This is a genomic window from Spirosoma humi, assembly GCF_054776575.1.
This window is the reverse complement of the sequence record NZ_BAAHBR010000002.1, coordinates 404,102-427,297: the sequence shown is the minus strand read 5'-3', so window position 1 is coordinate 427,297 and position 23,196 is coordinate 404,102. Positions and strand designations below refer to the sequence as shown.

At 49.8% G+C, this 23,196-nt stretch carries 16 protein-coding genes and 2 tRNA genes; 13 read left to right on the top strand and 5 right to left on the bottom strand.

Annotated features, from left to right (window positions below; all coding sequences use genetic code 11):
- Positions 1–230: 230 nt before the first annotated feature.
- From ACYU8Y_RS03580 to ACYU8Y_RS03570, 3 genes are all read right to left on the bottom strand, one after another.
- Positions 231–2,711 (bottom strand): hypothetical protein, encoded by a 2,481-nt coding sequence (locus ACYU8Y_RS03580; protein ID WP_460934272.1) that lies wholly within the window; start codon positions 2,709–2,711, stop codon positions 231–233.
- A 44-nt stretch (positions 2,712–2,755) separates the two neighbouring features.
- Positions 2,756–4,240 carry a RagB/SusD family nutrient uptake outer membrane protein gene (locus ACYU8Y_RS03575; RefSeq protein WP_460934270.1) on the bottom strand — a complete coding sequence of 495 codons (1,485 nt, stop codon included), beginning with the start codon at positions 4,238–4,240 and terminating at the stop codon, positions 2,756–2,758.
- A gap of 86 nt (positions 4,241–4,326) precedes the next feature.
- Entirely contained in the window at positions 4,327–7,482 is a 3,156-nt protein-coding gene (locus tag ACYU8Y_RS03570; protein ID WP_460934268.1) for a SusC/RagA family TonB-linked outer membrane protein, read from the bottom strand.
- A 173-nt stretch (positions 7,483–7,655) separates the two neighbouring features.
- Here ACYU8Y_RS03570 and ACYU8Y_RS03565 point away from each other — a divergent pair, with 173 nt between their 5' ends.
- Together ACYU8Y_RS03565 and ACYU8Y_RS03560 are read left to right on the top strand one after the other, a co-directional pair.
- The gene (locus ACYU8Y_RS03565) at positions 7,656–9,008 is read left to right on the top strand and encodes a hypothetical protein (RefSeq protein WP_460934266.1); all 1,353 of its coding nucleotides are present in this window, start codon (positions 7,656–7,658) and stop codon (positions 9,006–9,008) included.
- A 253-nt stretch (positions 9,009–9,261) separates the two neighbouring features.
- Positions 9,262–9,783, top strand: coding sequence for a hypothetical protein (locus ACYU8Y_RS03560; RefSeq protein ID WP_460934264.1), 522 nt, complete (start codon positions 9,262–9,264; stop codon positions 9,781–9,783).
- Positions 9,784–9,808: 25 nt separating this feature from the next.
- Here ACYU8Y_RS03560 and ACYU8Y_RS03555 read toward each other — a convergent pair whose 3' ends face one another.
- Positions 9,809–10,099, bottom strand: a complete 291-nt coding sequence (locus tag ACYU8Y_RS03555) for a hypothetical protein (RefSeq protein ID WP_460934262.1) — start codon at positions 10,097–10,099, stop codon at positions 9,809–9,811.
- Positions 10,100–10,674: 575 nt separating this feature from the next.
- Here ACYU8Y_RS03555 and ACYU8Y_RS03550 point away from each other — a divergent pair.
- From ACYU8Y_RS03550 to ACYU8Y_RS03500, 11 genes are all read left to right on the top strand, one after another.
- Complete coding sequence (locus ACYU8Y_RS03550) at positions 10,675–10,941, top strand: hypothetical protein (protein WP_460934261.1); 267 nt, start codon at positions 10,675–10,677, stop codon at positions 10,939–10,941.
- Between the two features lie 1,243 nt (positions 10,942–12,184).
- On the top strand, positions 12,185–13,570 hold the full coding sequence (locus ACYU8Y_RS03545) for an MATE family efflux transporter (RefSeq protein ID WP_460934259.1): 1,386 nt from the start codon (positions 12,185–12,187) through the stop codon (positions 13,568–13,570).
- Positions 13,571–13,715: 145 nt separating this feature from the next.
- On the top strand, positions 13,716–14,996 hold the full coding sequence (gene hflX / locus ACYU8Y_RS03540; protein WP_460934257.1) for a GTPase HflX: 1,281 nt from the start codon (positions 13,716–13,718) through the stop codon (positions 14,994–14,996).
- A 58-nt stretch (positions 14,997–15,054) separates the two neighbouring features.
- Positions 15,055–15,146: transfer RNA gene (locus tag ACYU8Y_RS03535), tRNA-OTHER, on the top strand.
- Entirely contained in the window at positions 15,122–15,412 is a 291-nt protein-coding gene (locus tag ACYU8Y_RS03530) for a GIY-YIG nuclease family protein (RefSeq protein ID WP_460934278.1), read from the top strand. The genes ACYU8Y_RS03535 and ACYU8Y_RS03530 overlap by 25 nt, the downstream gene beginning before the upstream one ends.
- Positions 15,375–15,446 (top strand) — tRNA-Arg (locus tag ACYU8Y_RS03525). The genes ACYU8Y_RS03530 and ACYU8Y_RS03525 overlap by 38 nt, the downstream gene beginning before the upstream one ends.
- Positions 15,447–15,630: 184 nt before the next feature.
- A complete protein-coding gene (locus tag ACYU8Y_RS03520; protein WP_460934255.1) occupies positions 15,631–15,855 on the top strand; it encodes a hypothetical protein in 225 nt (74 codons plus the stop codon).
- Positions 15,852–16,274 (top strand): putative toxin-antitoxin system toxin component, PIN family, encoded by a 423-nt coding sequence (locus tag ACYU8Y_RS03515; protein ID WP_460934253.1) that lies wholly within the window; start codon positions 15,852–15,854, stop codon positions 16,272–16,274. The genes ACYU8Y_RS03520 and ACYU8Y_RS03515 overlap by 4 nt, the downstream gene beginning before the upstream one ends.
- Positions 16,275–16,385: 111 nt before the next feature.
- Positions 16,386–16,613: a hypothetical protein gene (locus ACYU8Y_RS03510; protein ID WP_460934251.1), complete on the top strand. Its 228-nt coding sequence runs from the start codon at positions 16,386–16,388 to the stop codon at positions 16,611–16,613.
- 121 nt (positions 16,614–16,734) lie between these two features.
- Positions 16,735–17,565 carry an alpha/beta hydrolase gene (locus ACYU8Y_RS03505; protein WP_460934249.1) on the top strand — a complete coding sequence of 277 codons (831 nt, stop codon included), beginning with the start codon at positions 16,735–16,737 and terminating at the stop codon, positions 17,563–17,565.
- A gap of 147 nt (positions 17,566–17,712) precedes the next feature.
- Entirely contained in the window at positions 17,713–18,120 is a 408-nt protein-coding gene (locus ACYU8Y_RS03500; RefSeq protein ID WP_460934247.1) for a hypothetical protein, read from the top strand.
- A gap of 159 nt (positions 18,121–18,279) precedes the next feature.
- On the opposite strand, the gene ACYU8Y_RS03495 is transcribed toward ACYU8Y_RS03500, so the two are convergent.
- Positions 18,280–22,863 (bottom strand): nitric oxide synthase oxygenase, encoded by a 4,584-nt coding sequence (locus ACYU8Y_RS03495; RefSeq protein ID WP_460934245.1) that lies wholly within the window; start codon positions 22,861–22,863, stop codon positions 18,280–18,282.
- Positions 22,864–23,196 lie beyond the last annotated feature (333 nt).

The following is a 23,196-nucleotide window of genomic DNA, read 5'->3' as shown; positions in this document are numbered from 1 at the left end:
GTAGTTACAGCTTTTGATAGTTGTTCAAGTTCTATTGAGTATAACTATTCAAAAAACAGCCAGGACTTTCTAAGCCCTGGCTGTTTTGTTTGACACTACCATCTAGTAAATCAAAACCGGGTACATAGCGCACTCATCATTCTTCGTGGCAACCAACAGGAAGCCGCGCTCGTAAAGCTGAGCACGGCCTCTTGTTGGTTCCATTCACTTTTTTAACCACGAAGGTTTCGCTATTTGTAGTTTAGAAGTGTCGTCGCTTCGCACGCTTTGTCGGTCTTAAAGCGTATCCACCGGGCCTGGAAATCCTTCGGAAATTCGTAATCGACCACTTTTCCAGGAGCAACCGTAAATGACTTATACGACATCCAGACGCCTGAACCAACCGGATCTGCTTCCATAGTGAAGGTTACGGGCTGGGTAGCTTTGTGCGAAAGTTGGAGGCTGCGCTGGTCATAGAACCCGATCAGATAGGGATCAGAGGTCTCGTCGGCTTTCACCGATGCGTTTTTCCAGGGGCCACCGTGACCCGTTGGTTTGCCCAGTTTCCAGAGATCATCGATGGTACCTGCCCAAACGGCCGCTTTCTTATCATCCGAAACAATGATGTGTTCGTTTTTTCCAGCTGCGCTCATGTCAATACCGGTCATGACCAGGAGGCCACGGTACGACGCATAATCGTTGACGCGTAGATTATGCGACGAAACGGGGCGCATTTTCGCGTATCCGTCGGCATTTTCGGCTGGCAGTTCATAGAACGTCCCGTGGCAATTGAGCAGATCCCGCTCGGTAGCCACTTCCCGGCAAATTCGAAGGGCGGCCTGATTGGTCAACTCGGTATAGGCCGTATTGCCGAGTGGTAGCCGCCAGCGTCGGCCCTTGTCGTCCACAATCAAAACGCTCGATTCATCAATTGTTACGACGTTCTGTGGAATCGCGAACTTGGTTTTGATAACACCTACCGTTCCGGCATCCTCTTTTCGAACGAGTTGCATGTCGGCGTTCAGTTCATAGTAGCCAACATCTGTGGCTTGTCCACCTTTGTAGGTCGACGCGGCCATCCCCAACGCCCGCCGATTAGCGCCTAATCCATACATCAAACCGCCTGACGTATTGGCGGTTGCTACGTGGCTGAGCCCGGCAAATATCGAACCGGTTGTTGCAGTACGCGTATCGTTTGCTGAATACGAGAAGTGAGCGGATAAGTTGGCCGCTTTGTCCGACTTAATCCGAATCCACTCGCCGGGGGTAGTTGCGTCAAAAGGTACGTAGGTAGACTTATGCGCCCCAACAGGCACCGTTTGCTGTGAGGACCAGCTACCCGTCCCGGTTTTGTCCACCTCGAACGTAATCTGAACATCATGGTCACTGTTGTTTTGAAGCCAGGCCGAGCGATTGGCCCAACCCGCAAACAAAAACGGCTCGGAGGTTTCATTCGCTTTGATGGGTTCATTGAGCCAGACAGCGCCTTCGGCTGTATTTGGTCCGAGTTGATCGGGTAGATTTAGGGAGGTAAACCAAAGATTTGAGTTCGATTGACCGGGACCTTCCAGGCTGCCCTTTACTTTGCGCTTATTCAGAAATTCTTTTTGGGCGGAATCGTCGCAGCCAAAAACTAACTGATCATTCCAGCGGGCATAATCGCCAATCACTTTTAAATACGCGGACCGGGGTCTGATACCGGCCGTATTGGTTGCGGTGAAACCACCGGGAAACCGCCAGAACATCCCGTGCATGGTCATCAGATAGTCCGGTTGCTGCGTTGTACCCACATCCCGAATGCGCGGCCACTCGGTATTCCAGCCATGAGCCCCGTCGTATGAATGACTGGCTTTAGGAAGCCGAAAAAAATGCCAGCCCGTCGTTTTATCACGTACGCCCAGCAGCACCGATTTATGATCCCAGCCGGTCGCCCAGATGGGATCCGTTTCGGGATGTTTATTGCCATAAATACCCCCCGGACCGGTCACCTCAACAAATTGATTCCGGCGGACTACGGTCCAGTCTTTGCCATTCCATTCCGAAAGTGACCCCGCATCCACGTCGAATTGAACCAATGCCTTGGCCCCCGGCTCGCCATTGTTGGAATAAACCATGACACCCTGACCCGAATAAACACCCTTGCCATGCGCACCGGGCAACAGCGTGTTTTGCAGGTTATTCGATTCGTCTGATTCTTTTTTCCGATTGACATTGCCATCTTCGTAGAGCATGGTCGGAGTCAGCGTGTTTACGTCTACTTCGTAAAACCCTTCTTCCATTGTTCCATAGTAGATTTTCCCTTTTGGATCGGTCAGATGGCGCGCATTTCCGGTATGACGCCCAGGCATCGTTTTGTAGGGGATGACCCGAACATGTCCCTTGTTGTCAATGGCGTAGGGACCGATAAATAGCTGATTGCTTTCGGGGTGGATCATCCGGTTGGCGGGCGTGCCCCCAATGCTTTCGGACCGGACGATCTGCTTTTTATCGGGTGTTATTTCGTATAATTTATCGGACGACCCAAACGGCAAATGCGGCCCGTAGGTGACAACCCAGAGGTTACCCGCCCAGGGAACAACGGCCCCCGTACCGCATTCGCCCTCATTATTGTACATGGCCAGTTGCGGATAAATACCGCTATATGACGGCACTTTTTTGGACTGAGCGCGGGATAAGTTACCGTGGGCAAGCAGCCATCCAATCAGGCCAATCGAAAGAAAAATCTTTTTCATTGCGTAAGAAATAAGTTGATTATGGAGAAGTGGCCGGTGGTGATCTACTCCCAGCCGGGGTTTTGGGTTAGTTTCGGATTGGCCTGAATTTCTTCCAGCGGGATAGGATAATACCGGTGTTTGGCCTGTGGCGTACGGGTGGGATACACATCGTTTACCGCTTTCGGGATGACGGTCAGAAAGGTGTTCGTTCGGGTCAGATCGAACCAGCGGTCAGCTTCGGCAAACAGCTCCCACGAACGTTCCTGAAGGACAGCGGCAATGAAAGCGTCTTTGTCAAGGCCCGGCGTCAGCTCGCCCAGCCCCGCCCGCTTGCGAACCGTGTTGATATACCCGTAGGCTGCGGCTGTCGCTCCATTCTGGCGCGCTTCGGCTTCAGCGGCAACCAGATACACATCGGCCAGCCGAATAATGGGAAAATTGCAGTTGTTGGCTTCGGCAATGGAGTTCGGGTCACGGTATTTACGAATCAAAACCCCTTTGGGCGTAACTGGCGTGATATCCCGTTGCGGAACAATCTTGCCCGACACATCACGATACGTCGTGTCCAGCAACTGCCGTCGTTTATCATTGGGCGAAAACGAGTTGTAAAATCCCTGATACGCAAACCAGGAACCGTAAGACACTTTGGCATAATCCGGGCCGGAGCTGTTGCGGGGACCAGCAATACCCATGACAGTCAACCAGCGGCTGGGCGTTACCCGATCCGCTTCAACGGCCCACATATTCTCGACACGGGCTGCATCTTCTTTGTCTACATCGAACACATCCAGTACACTGGGCATCAGCGAATACTTTCCCGAATTGATCGTTGCCTGCGCCATCTGCAACGCCTTTGCCCAGTCTTCGTTATACAACGCTACTTTGGCATAGAGCCCCTGAATGGCTTCTTTGGAAGGTCGACCTTTCACCAAATTGGCTGAGTAAGAAGGCAGTCCGGCAATGGCCTGCTCTAGATCACTATAAATCTGCTTGTAGATGTCGGCCCGTGAACGTTTGGTAACGAGCGCTTCAGCTTCACTGGAGCTGGCTTTGGTCTTCACCGGAATCTCGTTAAACGTTTTGGTAAGCGTCCAGTGATATAAGCCTCGCAAGGCATACGCTTCAGCAACGATTTCCGTTCGGCGCTGGGCATCCATCTGAATGGCAGGAACCTTCTCAATAACCCAGTTGGCATTTTCGATTCCCTTGTAGCTAAAGCGCCAGACACCCTGCGGCCCTTCCGTTTCATGACGCCCCGAGTTCCGCTGGGCGGTATAATACGGATCGTAGGAAAACAGCGTAATGGTGTTTCGCCCCACAACGGCACGCGGATAGGCCTGATCGGCCGCGAAATCGGATACGGCGACTAATGGAAAGCCATACAAGTTGATGAGCGATCCGGCCGAAGACGCGATGCCAGCTTCGGCATCGGAAGCTGTTTTGTAGAAGTTGGTCGTAAAAATGGATGAATACACCGTTTCATCTAGTTTGCTGCACGAGATTGTCAGGCCCGACATAGCCATCAGCAGCAGAATTTGTTTCTTCATGGGAGAATAAAGAGTGAATGAGCGAGAGAGTGAATGAGTGAGTAATTTTGCGCTGGCTTTTTATCGCTCATTCACTCTTTCGCTCTTTAGAGAGTGATTTGAAGACCGCCCAGAAACGACCGGGCAATTGGATACGTACCGTTGTCGACGAACTGCGTTGTGGCATTCCCGAAGTTGTTCACTTCCGGATCGAACCCCGTGTAGTTCGTGATCGTAAAGGCGTTGTTGGCGCTGACATAAATCCGAATCTGATTGATTCCCTTAAGTTTAGGCAGCGTATAGCCCAGCGAAACATTCTTCAGCCGAACAAACGATGCATCCTCCACGTAGCGATCTGAAATGGGCAACCGTCCGCCCTGAAATCCGCTGGAATACTCATTATTCGGGTTCGTCGCCGACCAGCGATTCGCCATTCCCGCTAAGACATTCTGCTGCCCCAAGGCCGTTTCGAAGGTATAGCGGAACAGATTCATAAGTTTATTGCCCTGCACGCCTTGTATAAACAGATTCAGATCGAAGCCCCGATAGCGAAATGAAGACGAGAAACCAAACGTGTATTTCGGTTGGGAGTTTCCCACGATGAGCTGGTCAGCCGCCGTAATCGTACCATCTCCGTTAATGTCTTTCACTTTCTGGCCGCCAATACGGCCGTCATAGCCGGGTACAATTGTCTCGCCGGTTTGACTGATTCCGCCGAAGATGTAGGTTCGGTAAAGGCCCATCGGATACCCGATTTTGAGCAGCGCAAACGCCGAGCGAGGTAGTTCATCCAGAATGCCGTCGAGTGCCAGCACCTCGTTTTTGTTGAACGTAATGTTGGCCGATGCATCCCATTGTAGCCCTCGTTTACCACCGGGCAGAATCCGGCCGTTGACCGCCAGTTCAACGCCCCGGTTTTGGATCGACCCGAAGTTGCCGGTAATGAACGTGTAGCCCGACGACATGGGTAATACTTTCTCGAACAAAAGGTTATCGGTGCGTTTGTTGTAATAATCGGCCACGACCGACAGGCGGTTGTTGAACAAACTGACATCAAGGCCCACATCGACCTGGGTGGAGCGTTCCCATTTCAGATCCGGGTTCGGAATAGCGCTGGGATTGATACCGGTGACCGGGTTATGATTGTAATTATAGTTTAGCCCCGACGCGCTGACGGTAGCCAGCGATTTATACGGGTCAATGGCTCCCGCGTTTCCGGTAATGCCCCAGCTACCCCGTAGTTTCAAATCGGAAATAACGGAGACCGACTTCATAAACGGTTCTTCTACAATGCGCCAGGCACCAGCAATGGCGGGGAAAAAGCCGTATTTGTTGTTCTCACCAAATTTACTGGATCCATCGGCCCGCGCCGTCAAATCCAGGAAGTACTTGTCCTTGTAGCCATAGTTGATACGTCCCAGGTACGAGTCCAGCCTGGATTTGCTTTTCTCGCTGCTCAGGCGCTGGTTCACTGCCAGCCCGACGGAATTATTTTCGGTTATGTCGTTCGGAAAGTTAGTCGCGGTCTGCGTATAGCTCTGATTTACATTGGCCTGAGTGGCTAAAACGGCGGTAGCGGCCAAGGTGTGATGTTCCGCCAGGCGGGTTCGGTACGTGAAAATACTTTCGTGCAACAGCGTACGGCCGTAGGAGCTGATATTCGATGCACTACCCCCTCCCGACGCTAATTGCGACTGGCTCAGGAGCGACAACGGCGAGTAAAACTCCGATAGCGTGTTGCCTAAATCGACATTAAAACTAGGGCGATAGGTGAAGCCTTTGAACAAAGAAAAGTCAATGTAGATGTTGGCCAAAATCCGCTGGCTTGTCTGCCGGTTAATAGGCGTGATGAAGTTCAGTGGGTTCGTTACCTCCTGATACTGCCCATTCATCTGGTCCTGAAATGGAAACACGCTGCCATCGGTCCGGTAAGGCACCAGCGTCGGGGGAGCCGCCACGGCGGCTCCGAGTACACCCGCCCGGCTGCTGGTTACATCGGAACCCGTACCGCCTACACTCACACCATTATTGACGGAATAGCCATAGTACAGACTGGTGCCAATCTTCACCCGATCAGTCAGGCGATGATCGATGTTTGACCGAAATGAGTAGCGATCGAAGCTTGAGTTTTTAATAATCCCATCCTGATTGAAGTAATTCAGGGAAAGAGCCAGTTGGGTTTTCTGATTACCGCCCGTAACCGAAAGCTGATGACTTTGAATAGGAGCTTTTCGGAAAATCAGATTCTGCCAGTTGGTGCCTTCTCCCAGGGTCGACGGGTCAGCGTAAATAGATCGTTTGTAGACTTCGTTTTCGAGCTGGGCAAACTGCCGGGCGTTCAGCACGTCCAACGTTTTGTTAACTTGTTGCACCCCGCCATAGCCATCGTAGCTAACGCGGGTTACTCCATCCTTACCGCGCTTGGTGGTGATCAGCACAACGCCATTGGCAGCTCTTGCGCCATAAATAGCGGTCGACGAAGCGTCTTTCAAGACTTCAATCGACTCGATGTCATTTGGATTGATCTGGGAAAGCGGGCTCACATCGGTAATGCCCCCCGTGTTCGCAATCTGAATGCCGTCAATGACATACAGCGGTTCGGAGCTGCCATTAATGGAGTTTGTTCCCCGGATACGAACGCTGACATTACCGCCCGGAGCACCCGAATTCTGCGTGATCTGTACACCCGCCACCCGTGCCTGTAACCCCTGCGCTACGTTAGCAACAGGCGTTTGCAACAGATCGGCAGCTTTAACCGAAGCAATAGCCCCCGTTGTTTCAACTTTCCGCTGGGTGCCGTATCCTACCACAATAACTTCTTCCAGGGCTTTTGTATCGGGTACGAGCTGAACGTTGACAGTCGACCGACTACCAACCGCTACTTCCTGGGTCAGATACCCGACAAAACTTACGACCAGCGTAGCTCCCTCCGGTACGGTTAGCTGGAACATACCTTTCGCATCCGTAACAACTCCACGTTGCCGACCCGCCGGACTCGCCCCTTTGAGCAGGACACTCACCCCCGGAAGCGTGGCTCCTTTTTCGTCGGTTATGGTTCCCGTAATGAGTCGATCCTCTGCCTGAATCTGAGTAGCCTTTGCCGCCTGGGATGGGTCTTTTTCAGCCACCCGTTTCGCGCGGGTAACAGGAAGACCTGTTGCCGTTTTGTCCGGATTATAACTCAACCTCTGCTTACCCTGCGTTAACAGAGGTAACAGAGACCCGAACAAAACGACGCAATACAGTAAACGCTTTTGTCGCATATTATTTAGATATTTATAGATTAAAGGAATAGTAATCCCAAGCAGCATTTACACCAAATGAGAGTATACAAAGGTAATTTTGCATTATAAGGCGAAGGAAGGATGCACCTGACCATTGTGTCTATCAAAATTATGAACAAGCTAACCGACTGATTAATAGGAATCTATACTGAATGATCACCGAGGATGGACAACCCGGCAAGGCCGAAGCTTTCGCGCTTTTGGATACTAGCTGTCGACGGGTTAGTGAAGCATACGGCAAGCCTGACTGGGACACGTGGACGAACAGTGACTACGTTAGCCTGAGTCATACACTCTTCAAGCAGACGCGCGTACGGATTAGCCCGAACACGCTGAAGCGTATTTTTGGTAAAATCAAAACCGATGCCCGGTATTATCCCCAGAAAGCTACCCGGGATGCACTGGCTATTTACATCGGCCATCCCGACTGGGATCATTTTGTGAAAGTACAGGAGTGGACAACCCGGCATGCGGAGCAAATAGATCATGCGTTCGTCAACGAAGGGAATCTGCCCCGCCCATCAACGTCTGACAATCCACTACTCCTTTCAACGCCGAGACCTACGAAGCGTAATTGGCAACTGCCTTTGTTTGTTGGCGGGGCTATTTTGCTCAGTATTGTCCTATTGCTCGTACAGCAGCGAAGCATAGGCCATAAAGCGACTCAACTCGTCTGTCGAAACCCTCTGGGAGAAAACCCGCACTCAGCCGTATTTCAACTCAAGCACCCAGGCCCAATAGTTGAAGCAGGCACGTATTCGATTCTGTTTGGCGATGGGAAACGTGAGCGTTTAAACGCCACAGACAGTATTGCTACGCATTATTACGAACGGCCGGGCCGCTATTTTGCCATTCTGCAACGGGATGGCGTACCTATCGATACGTCGACTGTCTACTTGCAGACAAAAGGCTGGACTGTTACCGCCAACATGATGCACGATACCAGCCGGGTCTATCCGATTGAGGTCGAGCATTTATTTACCAACGGACGCCGGAGCGTTAGCGCCCCCGAAGCCGCCCGCGCCGGTATCGATACGAACCGCACATTCTTTATGGAGTTTATCAACAGTCATCCAACCCGGATTGATGGCGATAATTTTGAACTAACGACCCATATAAAAACCTCACCGGATAGAGCGGGCGTTCGCTGCTCGCAAGTCGGCATTACGGTATGGGGGAAATCATCACAGCACATGTTTGAGGTGATGAGACCTGGGTGCGCTCACTGGATTCTCATGCAGAACTCTGATATTCAGAAGAGCGGACTGCGTGACGATTTGAGTTTTATGGGTGCCGATTTACGGTCGGGCGGAACGTTGACGCTACGAGTTATCGACAAACAGGCCGTTATTTTTATCAACAATCGACAAGTTTACAAGACGAGTTACACCCTGCCTCTTCACCAGATTTATGGCGTCAAAATTCGTTTTGCCGGTGTAGGAACCGTTGATTCCTTTTCATTGAAAGGCCTAAAGAGTGGCTCTATATTCGAAGGGAATTTTTAAGGCTGTATATCAAAACCGGCACGGAACGCTGGTTTCGCCAAAAACCATCTTTTTGAGCATGGCCTTACCAAGAGGGGCCATTACCAGTCAACATTAAAAAAAGAGTCTTTTCAACCTTATATAGCACCTTTCCTGCACATGCCCATACTGGCAATCCCCTTACTATTTGTAAGTTAGCGGATTATGCCCCATGTTTATACAAAAATCACTTCTTTAACAATAAGTATTCATCCTGCGCTTATCGACTGATTCAATGACAGACAAAGCTGTACACAGCATCTGGAGCACGACCATTCTTCTGGGATTGCTAACAATCGGGTTGAGTTGTCAGTCCAAGGTCGCTTATATTCCACCGCCTTTGTCTGCTAGCTTCAATCTGGCAGGCTCCTACGCCATCACCGCTATTCGTATCAGTCCCGCCGTTCAGTCTGGAGAAGATGTTATGGCTATGTATGCCGACTCTTCCGGCTCATCGCCTTGTCTGAGCGATGCTACCATTCAGTTTGACCCAAACGGTTGGGTAAATATTAATAAACCAAGTGGGTGCGAACAAAATAATGATCTGACGGAAGCAACCGGATTACACTACGGAGATAGGTGGTCATTGCAAACCAATACGCTGGTGGTGGACGACATTGGCAAAAAAACTCAGTATGATATTGCGGTTGACCACCAACAGGTTACTCTGAGTTTAAATATCGACAGAAACTACAGCAGTAGTCTGGATAACAATGATCCCGGTTTCACGCTCACCATCGAGTTAAAGAAACTATAAAGCAGGCCGTTAGATTTTCCAGCGACTAGATAGAGCCGGGTTTTCCGGATCGTTTCTCATCGTATTCAGCCAGTGATTTCATGACTTCCTGATGGTAAGTTTCCAGCATAGCGATAAACTGCTTATGGCTGTAAGCTGACTGCGCAAACTGGATTTGTAACTCCGTTTTGAATGTATTCTGATTTTTCTCGCTGTATCCCTGAGGCAGTCTTGACTCAAAGAAATTCAGGAACTGCCGACTGGCGGCCATGTTGTGTTCAAGTTGCTGTTTACGTTCCTCCAGGTATTGCTTTCCCCTTTTGCCTCTTATATCCATCTTATTAAAAATTATGGCAGATACTCACGCTGTCAGTGCTGTCTCTGCTTAATCCGATGACTAAAATACGAGCAGAGAGGTAATAGCAAGTGAATATTTATTAATCGGATAACCTTGTACGTCTTGTTTAATTCGAAGGAAAACGGACGATCTTACTCCTTTTGTGAATGATAAGCTTAAAAGGAGAACGTTTTCAACACATTCATCATCTTTATTACCCGTAATGACTATTATTTACTCTTACTAATCATAAATAAGATTCGTTAACTATTTAATAAATTAATAAAATTAAATTTTTAAAAACCACTAGTTACCAAAAAGTAAATAAAGTTGGCATATAAAGTGCAGCATTTAGTTTTGTATGTACTCAACTAAATACATTCATGGTATTATATTTTACCACAGACGACAATCTGGGGCACCCAAAAGAATTCTCCTGGTGGTTCACGAACCTGGACTTTGCTAGTCTACTCTGGGCAGCAATCTGCATTTATCCGTCGTAATTGTTTTTGTTTGACCATACCCACACGTTTCGATTCCCCAACCTTTCACGCTTCTCAAACGACTCACCATTTATGAGTACCATTCTTAAGTTCTCCGAAAAAAACATCATTGGCTTTTGGTTTGCGGAGGCAACCCCAATTCAGAAGTATAAGATAAAAATGAACCCTAATCTCTGGGCTGCCTGTCAGCAGGTCAGTGAAGAGTTTAAGGCACCTTCCGGCATACCGAATCCAAAACAGTATCGAAAATCGGATAAAGTAGCGTTTGCCAAGTTGGTACTGGTCCGTTTGGCGGCAAAAGAAATGGCGTCTCAACAAGATATATTTGAGCTAGCCTAACCTGGCTTTTCTATCAATTTGTGCTTATTCTATGCATACATGAGGCACCAATGGCTACTCTGCCCGTCAGGCTACTTACTCAAGATGGATTTGATAGAGCAATAAAAAAAATCCCCGAATGGTCATAAACCAGACGGGGACCACAATCTTACCTATAGTGTATTTGACCACAGATTCACAAGCTTATGTTAAAACACCTAGACTGAGAATCTGTATACTATCTACACAAAGTTACTATTTATTATTTTTTATAAACAATATGTTTGTAAAAAATAATAAAATAACAAGCGTATGATGAATAAAAGAGAGTTACTAATGCTGTTAACGCGCTTAACTAAAGCGATCCAGGGCTCGGATCATGAATCCGCGTCGTGACGCTAAAGCGAACCAGCCGATCCTATAAAGGAGAAATAAGTGAGGCTATGGCCGCTTCGATATTATCGGATTCGAATAGCCACAAAACAGCCCAGCACCAGCGAACGTTGTCGCTGGTGCTGGGCTGTTTTGTGGCGGTAAATTAAATTTTTCTCAGAGGTATCTCTCTATGATTGTGCCAGTAAACTAATGCATCTTCGCGCAACGGCAATCAATTGACCGCCCGTACAATTACTTAAGTACTCAAAAATAATTAGTACCATTAATTGAGTATATTTTCTACACATACGGGGAAGAATAAGCAGAAGAATCCACAAATAGGAACACTTACACCATATAGTATATCATTAAAAAACAACCAGTTGTAAATAATTAAAAGAGTCCTCATCGTAAAAAATGACAAATATATAGTTGTTTACCTCCTTTAACTACACAGTATATTTATGACCTCCAAATCATATTATACATACATGACTCGTAAGTACCAATGCGTTATAAGGCCAGAAAAGATGGCCTTATGAAAGGGCTATATATCTGCAACAGCGGCAGCATTGAATTAAACTTTTTCAAGAATTAGCTTAGTAAGACCGGCAAACGAATAAGTCGTTTTCAATGCTTTGAATACAGTGTTAACAACCGTTCGCTCAACCGTATTTGCATTATTCAAAAAGAAAGTCGTAGGTTTGTAGCCTTAACTGCGAGCCGCGCTGGCGGCCCCGACAACGCCCATGATTTTCCTCGCTTAAAACCGGTTCATCGGTTTTCCTTCTTCTGGTTTCTGCCGCCCGCCTGGGCTGGCTCTTTCTATTCGTTCATTCTTCCTGCACTGTCAGTCGCTAGAGCGACTTCGGCATAATCTCTTGTTTAAATGACCAGATTCATTCGGTTATTCCTGGCCGCCTTGCGTGGTTCAGAAACTAATTTCACCACCGGAAGTATCAACCGGGCGATCTTCCTGTTGTCGGTACCCATGATTCTGGAGATGGTGATGGAATCGCTCTTTGCTGTGGTCGACGTGTTCTTCGTCGCTAAAATCGGAACCGAAGCCATTGCTACTGTGGGCCTGACGGAGTCGGTACTGACCATTGTGTATTCCATTGCCATTGGTCTGAGCACGGCCGCAACGGCGCTGGTATCCCGACGGGTTGGCGAAGACAACCACCGGGGAGCGGGTACCGTTGCCGGACAAGTAATCCTGGTATCCATTGCGATGAGTCTGTTAATGGGCCTCACTGGTTTTGTGTTTGCCGAAGACATCCTGCAGCTGATGGGTGCCGACCAAAAGCTGATCGGCAATGGCGTGAATTTTACCCGGATGATTTTCGCCAGCGCTCCGGCAATCATGCTGTTGTACACGCTGAGCGGCTGCCTGCGCGGGTCGGGCGATGCTTCCGTTGCCATGCGGTCGCTATGGCTGGCCAATGGCGTCAACATCGTGCTTTGCCCGGTATTTATTTTTGGACTAGGGCCCGTTCCCGAACTGGGCGTTATGGGATCGGCCGTGGCAACAACCATTGGCCGAACAATCGGGGTTTTGTACCAGCTTTATGCCCTGACGCGCGCCAAAGGAGCCATACAGGTTCTTCGATCTGACGTTGTACCAGACGCTGGTCTTATTCGAAATCTGCTCAGTCTGGCCATCGGCGGGACCAGCCAGTTTCTGGTTGGGTCGGCTAGCTGGATATTTCTGACGCGCATTCTGTCAACATTTGGCAGCGATGTAGTAGCCGGTTATACCATTGCCATCCGGATTATTGTGTTCACGATTTTGCCTTCGTGGGGCCTTGCCAACGCAGCAGCCACCCTGGTCGGGCAAAACCTGGGGGCTGGTCAGCCCGAACGTGCCGAAACCTCCGCCTGGCGGGCGGCTTTCTGCAACATGCTCTTCTTAGCGGCCGTAGGCATTGGTTTCTATTTGGGAGCCACCCCCATTGTCGGTCTGTTCGACAACAAACCCCAGGTCGTTGCCATTGCAGTAGAATGCCTTCGGGTATTTTGTCTGGGCTATCTGTTCATGGCCTATGGCATGGTGCTGAGCCAATCACTCAATGGTGCCGGTGACACCCGTACCCCAACAATGATCAACATTGTTTGTTTTTGGCTGGTTGAAATTCCGCTGGCATACACCCTGGCTCACGTATTGAACTGGGGGCCTCCGGGGGTGTTCTGGTCGGTAGCGATCAGCGAAACATTGCTGGCTGGCATTGCCATTCTGGTCTTCCGCCGGGGACGCTGGAAAACGGTTCAGGTCTGAGGTTACCCGCTTGTTTCGGTGGGGGTCATTACCGAAACTTTTACCCAATATGACCCGTTATTATTTACAGGATTATCGCTTTTTTACGTATGATTCAGGTCATTACCGAAAGCAGTAAACCGCCTAATCACCTTTTAGAATATACATGTTCGACACACATAAACCACTCGAAACCGCTGTTCTGGTCGCTTTGATTACCCAAAAACAGACGGCTGAACAGACGAAAGATTATCTTGACGAATTGGCTTTTCTGGCCGAAACGTCGGGGGTTAAAACGATAAAAGCGTTTACGCAGAAACTTGACCATCCGGATAACCGCACATTTGTTGGGAAAGGAAAGCTGGAAGAAATTCAGACGTTCATTCTGGACAATCCAGTCGACTGCATCATTTTTGATGATGACCTGACGCCCTCTCAGGTACGGAATCTGGAAGATAGCTTCAAGGAAATTAAAGTACTGGATCGTAGCCTGCTCATTCTGAATATTTTCTCCATGCGGGCGCAAACTGCTCAGTCTCGGGTGCAGGTTGAGTTAGCGCAGTATCAGTACATGTATCCTCGGCTGACCCGGATGTGGAGCCACTTAACCAGCCAGAAGGGTGGTGTGGGGATGCGGGGACCGGGTGAGAAAGAGCTCGAAACGGACCGCCGGATTGTAAAAGACCGGATTGCCTTTTTGAAGGAAAAACTGACCAAAATTGATAAGCAAAGCGTGACACGCCGGAAAGAACGTGACCGTCTGGTGCGGGTAGCTTTGGTAGGGTACACGAACGTAGGGAAATCGACGCTGATGCGTACGATGGCAAAAACCGACGTATTTGCCGAAAACAAGCTGTTTGCAACGGTCGATTCGACGGTTCGTAAAGTGACTCTGGGCAATATTCCCTTTTTGCTGACCGACACCGTAGGGTTTATCCGTAAACTGCCCACGATGCTCATCGAGTCGTTTAAATCGACGCTGGATGAGGTGCGCGAAGCCGATATTCTGGTTCACGTAGTGGACGTATCCCATCCTAATTTTGAGGAGCAGATTGAGGTCGTGAATGCTACACTGGCCGACATCAAAGCCGCCGACAAGCCAATGGTCCTCGTTTTCAACAAAATGGATCGGTTTTCGCCAAAAGCATCTTGGGTGGAAAAAGCCGAATTGCCCGAGGAAGATGAGGTGTTCAACGGCGGAGAAGAGGTGATGATTCCGATAGCGGTGCAACGAAAAACTGCCCTGGAATATCTCAAAAAAACGTATCTGGCCCAAAAGGCGGATTACGTAGCCTTCATCTCAGCCGAAACGGGCGAAAATGTAGGCGAGTTACGCGAACTGCTGTACACGCTGGTGAAAGAAAAACATTACTTCATTTACCCAAACTGGGTGGGTGTTCCGCTCGGCGAATCAGCAGATGACTTCGGTGACGGTTTGGCCGGTTGAGGGATTTTCAGCAATTTTGCAAGCACAAGCGAGCGGTCACTATGACCGCTCCTTTTTTGGTCCCGTAGTTCAACGGATAGAATACCTGCCTGCCGGCAGGCAGGAGTGTTTCCTAAACGCTTGATATGGGTTCGATTCCCGTTGGGACTATGTATACAGTGTATGCAATAAAAAGTGATGTAGATGGCCGGATTTATGTGGGTATGACAGCAAATTTAGCCCGTAGGCTACAGGAGCATAATGCAGGCAAAAACCAGTCAACTAGATTTTACAAGCCCTGGGTCGTCATTTATACTGAATTAGCAGAAACGAGACTTGATGCCCGCAAACGAGAGATATATTTAAAATCGGGTGTTGGAAAAGAGTTTCTAAAAAAATGGTCCCGTAGTTCAACGGATAGAATAAGCGTTTCCTAAACGCTTGATATGGGTTCGATTCCCGTCGGGACTACAAACAAGCCCATAATCCTCTAATTTATAGACGATTATGGGCTTACTTGTTTTATAACTGAACCTTTTGGCCATCGTCAACTAATTAAAACTGATAAAGGCCGCTATTCTGGCACTGGAAGATAAAACGGTGGGCATGATTAGGGAGATTTTGTAACTTTGGTAAACGCGACCAGACACTAATTATGATGACAACAAAATTGAATTCGGTGCAGCTCCATCTGTTGAACCTGTTCGCTCATGATTTGAGTCAAGACGAACTGGGGGACATCAAAAAGCTACTGGCTGATTACTTTGTCAGAAAAGCCGATGAGGAGATGGCCACTCTGCAACAGCAAAAACCAACCACTCAGGCAGATCTGGATGCTTTACTGAACACGCACCTTCGTACTCCCTATAAAACACAATGAGGGTATTGCTCGATACCAACATTATGCTGGTTATTACGCCGTACTTCTCTGCCTATCGCTGGGTATATGATGCCCTACGCAATGGAGAGTTTGAGCTGGTAGTTTCAACGGAGATTCTGGATGAGTACGCCGAAATACTGGAACGACAGTATTCTTCCACGTTTGCCGAACGCACTTTATTGGCTCTCGATAACTTTCCAACCCTGGTTCGGGTAGAACCGGCATTTCGGTTTATGCTCATCCCCAATGATCCCGACGACAATAAATTTACCGATGCCGCTGTAATAGGAAACGCTGATTATATCGTTACCAACGATGGGCATTTTCGGCATCTGCCGGCTATTCCGTTTCCCAGCGTCGGTTTATTGTCGTTTGAGGAATTCTGTACCCTGCTAAAGCAACCTATCGACAAATCCTGACTAACCCTGCCAATTACCTTTTACGCAGAAAGGGGCTTTAGTATTACAAGTTCAGGGTGAATATGGTATTGTGATCCAACTACTGATGCAGACCGCTTATATTTCGACCAGATGGCCGAATACTTCATGCAGGATGAAGACTTAGCAAAACGGGCAAAAAACAACCCTTTAGAGAATTTTAAATACGCGGTGGATGATGTTTTCGTCGACAAGCTCATTGAGCGGATGGACGCGAATCAAGATATTTTCGATAAGGTGATGGAAAACGCCGAGTTCCGACAGGAGTTTAAAACTTGGCTGACTAACAGACTTCATAAACAATTCAACACGCCGGAATAACAATAAAAAAGCTTGGCTGGAATGCGTATTTTAACTCCAGAGTGGCGGCCCTAAATCCCCAAACAGGTAACGATACAGCTAAATCACCTTATTTCGGAAGCATTTTGAACGAATAACTCTCATGAATTTTCTGCGTTCTTTATTTCTTACTGGCGTTTTGGCCTTCATGCATCTGGCGGCTCAGGCAGCCAAAGTTGATACCGTAGACACGTATAGCGCGTCGATGAAGAAGACGATTAAAGCAGTCGTCGTTACGCCAGACTCGTATTCCGTCGGGCAGGAGTTTCCGGTTGTGTATCTGCTTCACGGCTACGGCGGCAACTACAGCGATTGGGCCAAAAAAGTACCTACCATCGGCAATGCCGCCGATCTTCATAAAGTTATCATCGTTTGTCCGGATGGTAATGTTGGTAGCTGGTATTTCGATAGCCCGGCCGACCCTTCGTTCCGCTACGAAACGTATGTGGCCGATGAGTTGGTGAGTTGGGTCGATGGGCATTACAAAACCATCAAAAACCGGTCAGGACGCGCCATTACCGGTCTTAGTATGGGTGGCCATGGTGCCTTGTATCTGGCGTTCAGGCATCAATCGGTATTTGGCGCGGCTGGTAGCATGAGTGGTGGCGTCGACATTCGTCCGTTTCCGAATAACTGGGATATGGCCAAACGCCTGGGCCCTTATGCACAGTTTCCGGAACGCTGGGAGCAAAATACGGTCACGAACCTGCTTTACCTGCTTACACCGGGTGCCCTGGCGCTGATCGTCGATTGCGGGACGGAAGATTTTTTCTTCCGGGTCAACAACAACCTGCACGACAAGCTGCTGGAACGAAACATCGCTCATGACTACATCACGCGACCCGGTGGTCATAACTGGACGTACTGGACCAATGCGGTAACTTACCAACTGTTATTCATGCGTCAGTATTTCGATAGGTCCAAAGCGAATTGATCAGTAATTAGTTATCCGCAGGTGAAAACTCGCTTACCGAAACGAATACTTTCGCCCGAAGCGGTGTTACCCTTATGAACCTGTGTATAAGTTACAAGTATAGGCGCCGAAGACCCAGCGTTGCCAAGAAAATACACCCACGAACCAATGAGGACTGAAGCGATTTACGAATTACTCACGAGGGCGGTCCACGACGTTATTACGGAGCCCTGGACCATTGCTGAACTCAATATCCGTTACCTTATATCGACCAACGAAGCCGAGTGCGATGGTACGTACCTCGACGCATCGGGAGAAGCCCAGGTATTGTCGACTGAATTTCCGGATGAGATCGTGGACATACTTCCCAAACTATTTACAAATCGTGCAGACGAAGGTAATCCGCCAGCCAATAGTGCTCAGATGACTATCTCGGCCCAGGGTCGCTTTGCCATCGATTATGAATGGGATCAGGAAATTCAGGACGAAGACGACCATTTTACGAAGGGCGGCACCGTGAAAGAATGGCTGATAATCCAGAAAGAGAAATACGGGCATTCACCAGAACCGGAATAAGACGCCTTTCATGGGAAATCAACTTCCGGCTTCGGTTCATTCACCCTCGTTTTTTACTAGCGTGAATAAACCAAAGCCGGAAGGTTATTAAGGAAAATAGCCCCGCAGGTCTTTCGTTCGGGGCAGCCATCAGCAGGATTTCTTCCTTGCCAAATCAGCCTAAACAGAAACGCGCTCCAGCCAGCGTTCACCCTGCGTATACTTTGTTTCCTGAAAGTCGGTGATGGCTCGCTGGATGTTGAGCAATACGCCCCACACATCCATCACAAATCGGTTTTCGGCCTGCATTTGTCGGAAGAAATTGACCGCTTCGGCATGTGACAGCCCGCCCATGGTTTTGGCAATGTTCATAAGCACCTCAAATACATCGTCGGCCATCTGGGCGTCGCCACAAACATAGTAGTGGCAATTAGGTTGCGCGAGTACATCCCACAGGTCTTTACTGCGCTGGCCGATCAGGTCCTGCACATAGATTTTTTCTTCGTCGAGTCGGGAGAAAGCCACGTCCAGATGGGTCAATACACCCGCTTCGTGCCAGGTTTCCAACTCCTGCTGATACAGGTAATCGTTTAAATTCCGGCAACCAAAGAAGAGCCGCGCATGCCCTACAGGTGGCGATACGGGCGTGATAAATTCGTGGCCATTGACGTGCTGGTAACTTGACGCGTGCAAGGCCCGGAGCTGAACTTCACGATGCTGCAGAAACCCAAGCAAAGGAGACAGGCCCGTTCCGGCACCAACCATGAGCATGGGGGCGTGCGGATCGACGGGCGGCCGGAACGTTGACGAACGCACACACATTCTTACCTGCGTGCTCCCATCCGGGATCAGCCCGGCCAGGTAATTGGAGCAAAGCCCCGAAATGACTTTGCCGGCGTCGGTCGTCAACTGAACAACGCCCACGGTGAGATGAATCTGCTTGGGGTGAACCAGTGAGCAGGATGAAATAGAATACAGACGGGGTTTCTGTTTGGGCAGCAACTCAATGAGTTGGCTAAACGACAATTGAGCGGATGGAAATACTTCCAGCAGATCAGCCAGCGTCAGAAATGTATCGGCGATGTGCTTTTTTAAGGCTATGTACTCCTCATCTTCTTCCTGGTTCCGGCCAAGTATATCCAGCCAGGATTCCAGCCGGTTTTTATCAATGGGCGATTGAGCCGTTTTTAAAAGTGCCCCGAACAGCTCATCATAAGGCTCACGAATAGACAGATCGACATCTTCGGTTAAGACCTGTCCAACCCGCACCGGATCGGGATAGGCGTGCTCTCCCGGAACAATTTCTCCCCTGGTATTTACCAGCGAGGTGGTAAACCAGGCGTTGGGATCAACACCCAGTCGGTTGGCCAGCCGGTGTACTAGCTCTGGCGGATTCTGCGGGTAAATAGCGACATGGTCGCCGGTTTCGTAGGTCTGGTCGGTATGGCTAATATCCAGCGCAATGAAGCGTGTGGAGCGACTACCTATTATAACTTTTTTCAGCAACTCCCGATTCTCGACAACCGGAACGGTGCAGCCGGGTAGCTTCTGCTTTCGAAGCGCTTCCGCTTCTGCCGCGGAGGGTATCTGGTGGGGCGCTAAAAAAGAAACCTGCTGCCGTGTATCGACAGTTGGCGACAGGTCGACGCTGGTTGGATCTTCGCCAAGTAAGCGAGCTACCAGGTCGAGCCATTTCCGGAATGTATCCGCTTGGCCTTTGATCTCATCCCCCCGATGTAAGGTAATGACACGATTGCCCCCCACACGAGCCAGTTCACGATCAAGTGTAATACCGGCAGCACAGAAATGCGTGTATACCGTGCTTCCCAGCGCCATGACTGAGTAGTTCAGTTGCCTGAACGCCCCGGCGGGCTGCGCCTGAATCCGGGCGTGAAATTTTTGGGCATTGCCCGGCAGATCACCTTCTCTAAACGTCGATGTGACCACGAGAAGTAAATCTTCCTCACTCAGGTGTGAAATGGTATACTCATCGAGCGCCATAACACGCGGATGGTAGCGACTCAGCCGACGCGCCGTTTTCCGGGCGTAACTTTCGGCCGTACCCGTCTCGGACCCATACAGGATGAGAATACGCTGGGGCCGATGTTCAGGGGCCGTGGTCCGGTCGGGGCGGAGGGCCTGGACCTGCATTCGGCTCGTTCCTGACTGTTCCGTGCCGCCTTCCTCGTCGGCTGTCATCAGTTCATCGTTGATCACCACCCAACGGTCTGCCGCGTAATGATAACTCGGACTCAGAAAAAAGTCGCGCATTTCGTGGTGCCAGACCGGCGTGACGCTCCCGCCCGCCGAGGGAACTACCCACGACCACTGGGCGGGGCATTCGCGCCCGGCCCGTTTTTCGCGCAGGTCGTGCGTCAAAAACTGGCGAGCAGCCGTCTGGTGATCGACCAGGGTTACTTTAGCTTTGGAAAACGAGTGTAGTACAGCCGCATTGAGTTCCAGAAACGCCCGGTCACGCCAGAGAGTCTGCTCACTCGACGTATCCAGTCCTATGGCGCGGGCAATGGCTTCGGCCTTTTCATAGCGTCCATCTTCCCAGAGATTCCGGGCGATTTCGGTTTCCATAAACCAGCCATTGAATGGAGCACAGCCGTACTGAATCCCCCCTATATCCATTCGAAAGTTGGATATAGCAGGAATGGCGCACCACTTAAGATCAAGGACACTCATGGCCGGATAAGCCGGGTGCTCAATGGATACCTTCAGCACATCGTCGTCGCTGAACTGATACATCCTGGGCGATTGACCAGGCACATCAATCACGAGCGGCAGCGTGTCGTAGGCCGTTTTGGTGGCGGGGGGTGTCCATCCCTGCCGAAGCAAAGTCTGCGTAATTTTCAGGTTAGCCTTATCGCCCAGTACCGACCCATCTTCCTGCTCGTAAGCCGCGAAGCGAATGTACTGGCTGTTCCAGATACGCGGCCCCCAGCGCTCCATAGGCTTTTTGGGGCGAAACACGTTCATCACAATCTGCACATTTCCGCCATTGGTTGCCAGGCGCAGGTGTTCGCTGCATTCACGAAACATCTCGTCGGGGTCCGTAACATGCCGTAAATCCCGGACGATCATGTTGCGCCATGAGATCCGGCCAATACATTTAGCCGAGTTACGCCAGGCAAGCTGAGCGCCATAAGCCAGTTCTTCGTATGTATGAGTGTAACTTCCGGTGGCCTGAATTTCGCGCTTGATTTCCTCCCACCGCCGTTCACTATCCACGGCATCCCAGGCCAGTTCTCCACCAATCAAGTCGATGTATTCTTTTGCCTTGGCCAGTATCCGCTGCTGGTTGATCATGGGTTGCCGCAGCACGTTGGTCACCCGGTTCAGCAGGATGCCCCAGGCATGTTCCAGTTCGGCGCTGAAGTCAGGAATGTACTTTTTCAGCACCGTCATCATGGGCCCAACCAGTTTGGGGTAAGCCTCTGGCGGCACCGAGAAATTAGTGTGAACCTGGCTCAGATCGCGCAGTTCCTGAACAATATTAAGGCCACTATCCAGTGACCGAACCAGAAACGCGACGGCCTGCATCAGATGCTCGGTCAGGCTGTCTACGTCGGTACGGCCAAAGAACGGGATGATTTCGGGGTGAGTCTGAAACAGGATATGGTAAAAATCGGTACCAATAACCCGCGCATCGGCCGCCAGCCGATCTCCGCCTTGCCGCATCACCCGAATCATGTCGGGCGTCAACGCTTCTTCATACTGCCTGGTAGCTGCCAGGGCTGGGGCTAAAATAGTTAGCGTAAAAAACCGATACATGGCCGAATTCGACCCTTTAGCCAGGTTTTCGCGGTCGTACTCTTCCAGGTGGGGCACCTGCTGTAGCACCCAGGCCCACACCCGTCGGGCCGTCAGCCAGTGTTCGGGGCGCATGCCCAGATCAGCCAGTAGCGCCACATAATCGTCGACAGATTTGAAGCCCTCGGCTGGTTCCGGATAAATACCCCGGTAACTTTCGCGGAGAAGCCGTTCACTGTGGGGCATCAGCCGCCGAACACTCACATCGAACAAGGAGGCAAAATAGCCCGGAACCAGGTCGATGGCATCGCCAAAGAGGTCGGTCAATTCAGGTTCTTCATACAGCAGCCGCTCAAAAAACAGCTCAATGAGCATGTCCTGATAAGCCAGAAACTTATTCCAGGTATCTTTTACCAGTACCTGCTCGGGTGCCGTCAGGTGCGGCAAATCCGTAACGTCTTCTGGTATGGTGGTTTCAGGTTCCTTTCTGGCCGCCCTGACCGGGGCCGTCGTGGGTGCGAAAAAGGGACAACCGGCTAGGGCTGCGTTTGCAATATCGTTGGCCGATTGCATTAATGAGGAGTGTGTATTCTCTTCGGCTGGTTCTCGGGTCATTCGAATACGAACCTGCATATGAGGGGCCTCTTGCCACCCCCTTAATGGTAAATAAACATCAGTACTACTCTGTCCGTCGGGCTGAGCATCCAGCGGCAGGGTGAGTTGATCGATGCCATGCCAGCGCTGACTACCCTCCTGCCGGAACTGCAAAAGTATATAAAGTTCGCCAGACCCTTCATGCCGACCATTTACCAACCACTCCGGTTTGCGTCTTGTCTGCAGAATTTGCTCCTGTGCAATAGCTCCCGACTCATCATACGCCCGAATTAATCCACGGTACTCGTACCCATCTTCGGGATAGTCCAGGGCCACAACTTCGGTGATACGAACCACGCTCAGGGCACCCGTTTGCGGTTCTTTATCCGGGGTATTGGTAGAGATTGACACAGAATCGTTATTTCGTAAGGTAGAACGAGGGATGAAAAATCAACTAGGCTGGATAGACAATTTAAATTTACCTCTATATTAACTACTTCACCAATTAGTCCGGTTTGCTAACTAATGTATTACTGATATATTTTTATGCCACTATTATTTTTGTCAACCAGGACTAAGAATAAATAATAATCTGGCCCGCCAGGCATCGAATGAAATCAAGCACGGTCGTTGAGATAGGCTTTTATGACGAGCCGATTAACGACAGATTTTCACGTCTTCTGACGGCGTAGACCTACGTTTTATCCGCTTAGAGAAAGCCTTCAGCAAGTAGCGTCAGATGGC

What these genes read in the sequence shown, in the direction of transcription:
- ACYU8Y_RS03580 (WP_460934272.1), bottom strand. Translation starts at nt 2,711, where the DNA reads ATGAAAAAGATTTTTCTTTCGATTGGCCTGATTGGATGGCTGCTTGCC.
- ACYU8Y_RS03575 (WP_460934270.1), bottom strand. Translation starts at nt 4,240, where the DNA reads ATGAAGAAACAAATTCTGCTGCTGATGGCTATGTCGGGCCTGACAATC.
- ACYU8Y_RS03570 (WP_460934268.1), bottom strand. Translation starts at nt 7,482, where the DNA reads ATGCGACAAAAGCGTTTACTGTATTGCGTCGTTTTGTTCGGGTCTCTG.
- ACYU8Y_RS03565 (WP_460934266.1), top strand. Translation starts at nt 7,656, where the DNA reads ATGATCACCGAGGATGGACAACCCGGCAAGGCCGAAGCTTTCGCGCTT.
- ACYU8Y_RS03560 (WP_460934264.1), top strand. Translation starts at nt 9,262, where the DNA reads ATGACAGACAAAGCTGTACACAGCATCTGGAGCACGACCATTCTTCTG.
- ACYU8Y_RS03555 (WP_460934262.1), bottom strand. Translation starts at nt 10,099, where the DNA reads ATGGATATAAGAGGCAAAAGGGGAAAGCAATACCTGGAGGAACGTAAA.
- ACYU8Y_RS03550 (WP_460934261.1), top strand. Translation starts at nt 10,675, where the DNA reads ATGAGTACCATTCTTAAGTTCTCCGAAAAAAACATCATTGGCTTTTGG.
- ACYU8Y_RS03545 (WP_460934259.1), top strand. Translation starts at nt 12,185, where the DNA reads ATGACCAGATTCATTCGGTTATTCCTGGCCGCCTTGCGTGGTTCAGAA.
- hflX (WP_460934257.1), top strand. Translation starts at nt 13,716, where the DNA reads ATGTTCGACACACATAAACCACTCGAAACCGCTGTTCTGGTCGCTTTG.
- ACYU8Y_RS03530 (WP_460934278.1), top strand. Translation starts at nt 15,122, where the DNA reads ATGGGTTCGATTCCCGTTGGGACTATGTATACAGTGTATGCAATAAAA.
- ACYU8Y_RS03520 (WP_460934255.1), top strand. Translation starts at nt 15,631, where the DNA reads ATGATGACAACAAAATTGAATTCGGTGCAGCTCCATCTGTTGAACCTG.
- ACYU8Y_RS03515 (WP_460934253.1), top strand. Translation starts at nt 15,852, where the DNA reads ATGAGGGTATTGCTCGATACCAACATTATGCTGGTTATTACGCCGTAC.
- ACYU8Y_RS03510 (WP_460934251.1), top strand. Translation starts at nt 16,386, where the DNA reads ATGGCCGAATACTTCATGCAGGATGAAGACTTAGCAAAACGGGCAAAA.
- ACYU8Y_RS03505 (WP_460934249.1), top strand. Translation starts at nt 16,735, where the DNA reads ATGAATTTTCTGCGTTCTTTATTTCTTACTGGCGTTTTGGCCTTCATG.
- ACYU8Y_RS03500 (WP_460934247.1), top strand. Translation starts at nt 17,713, where the DNA reads ATGAGGACTGAAGCGATTTACGAATTACTCACGAGGGCGGTCCACGAC.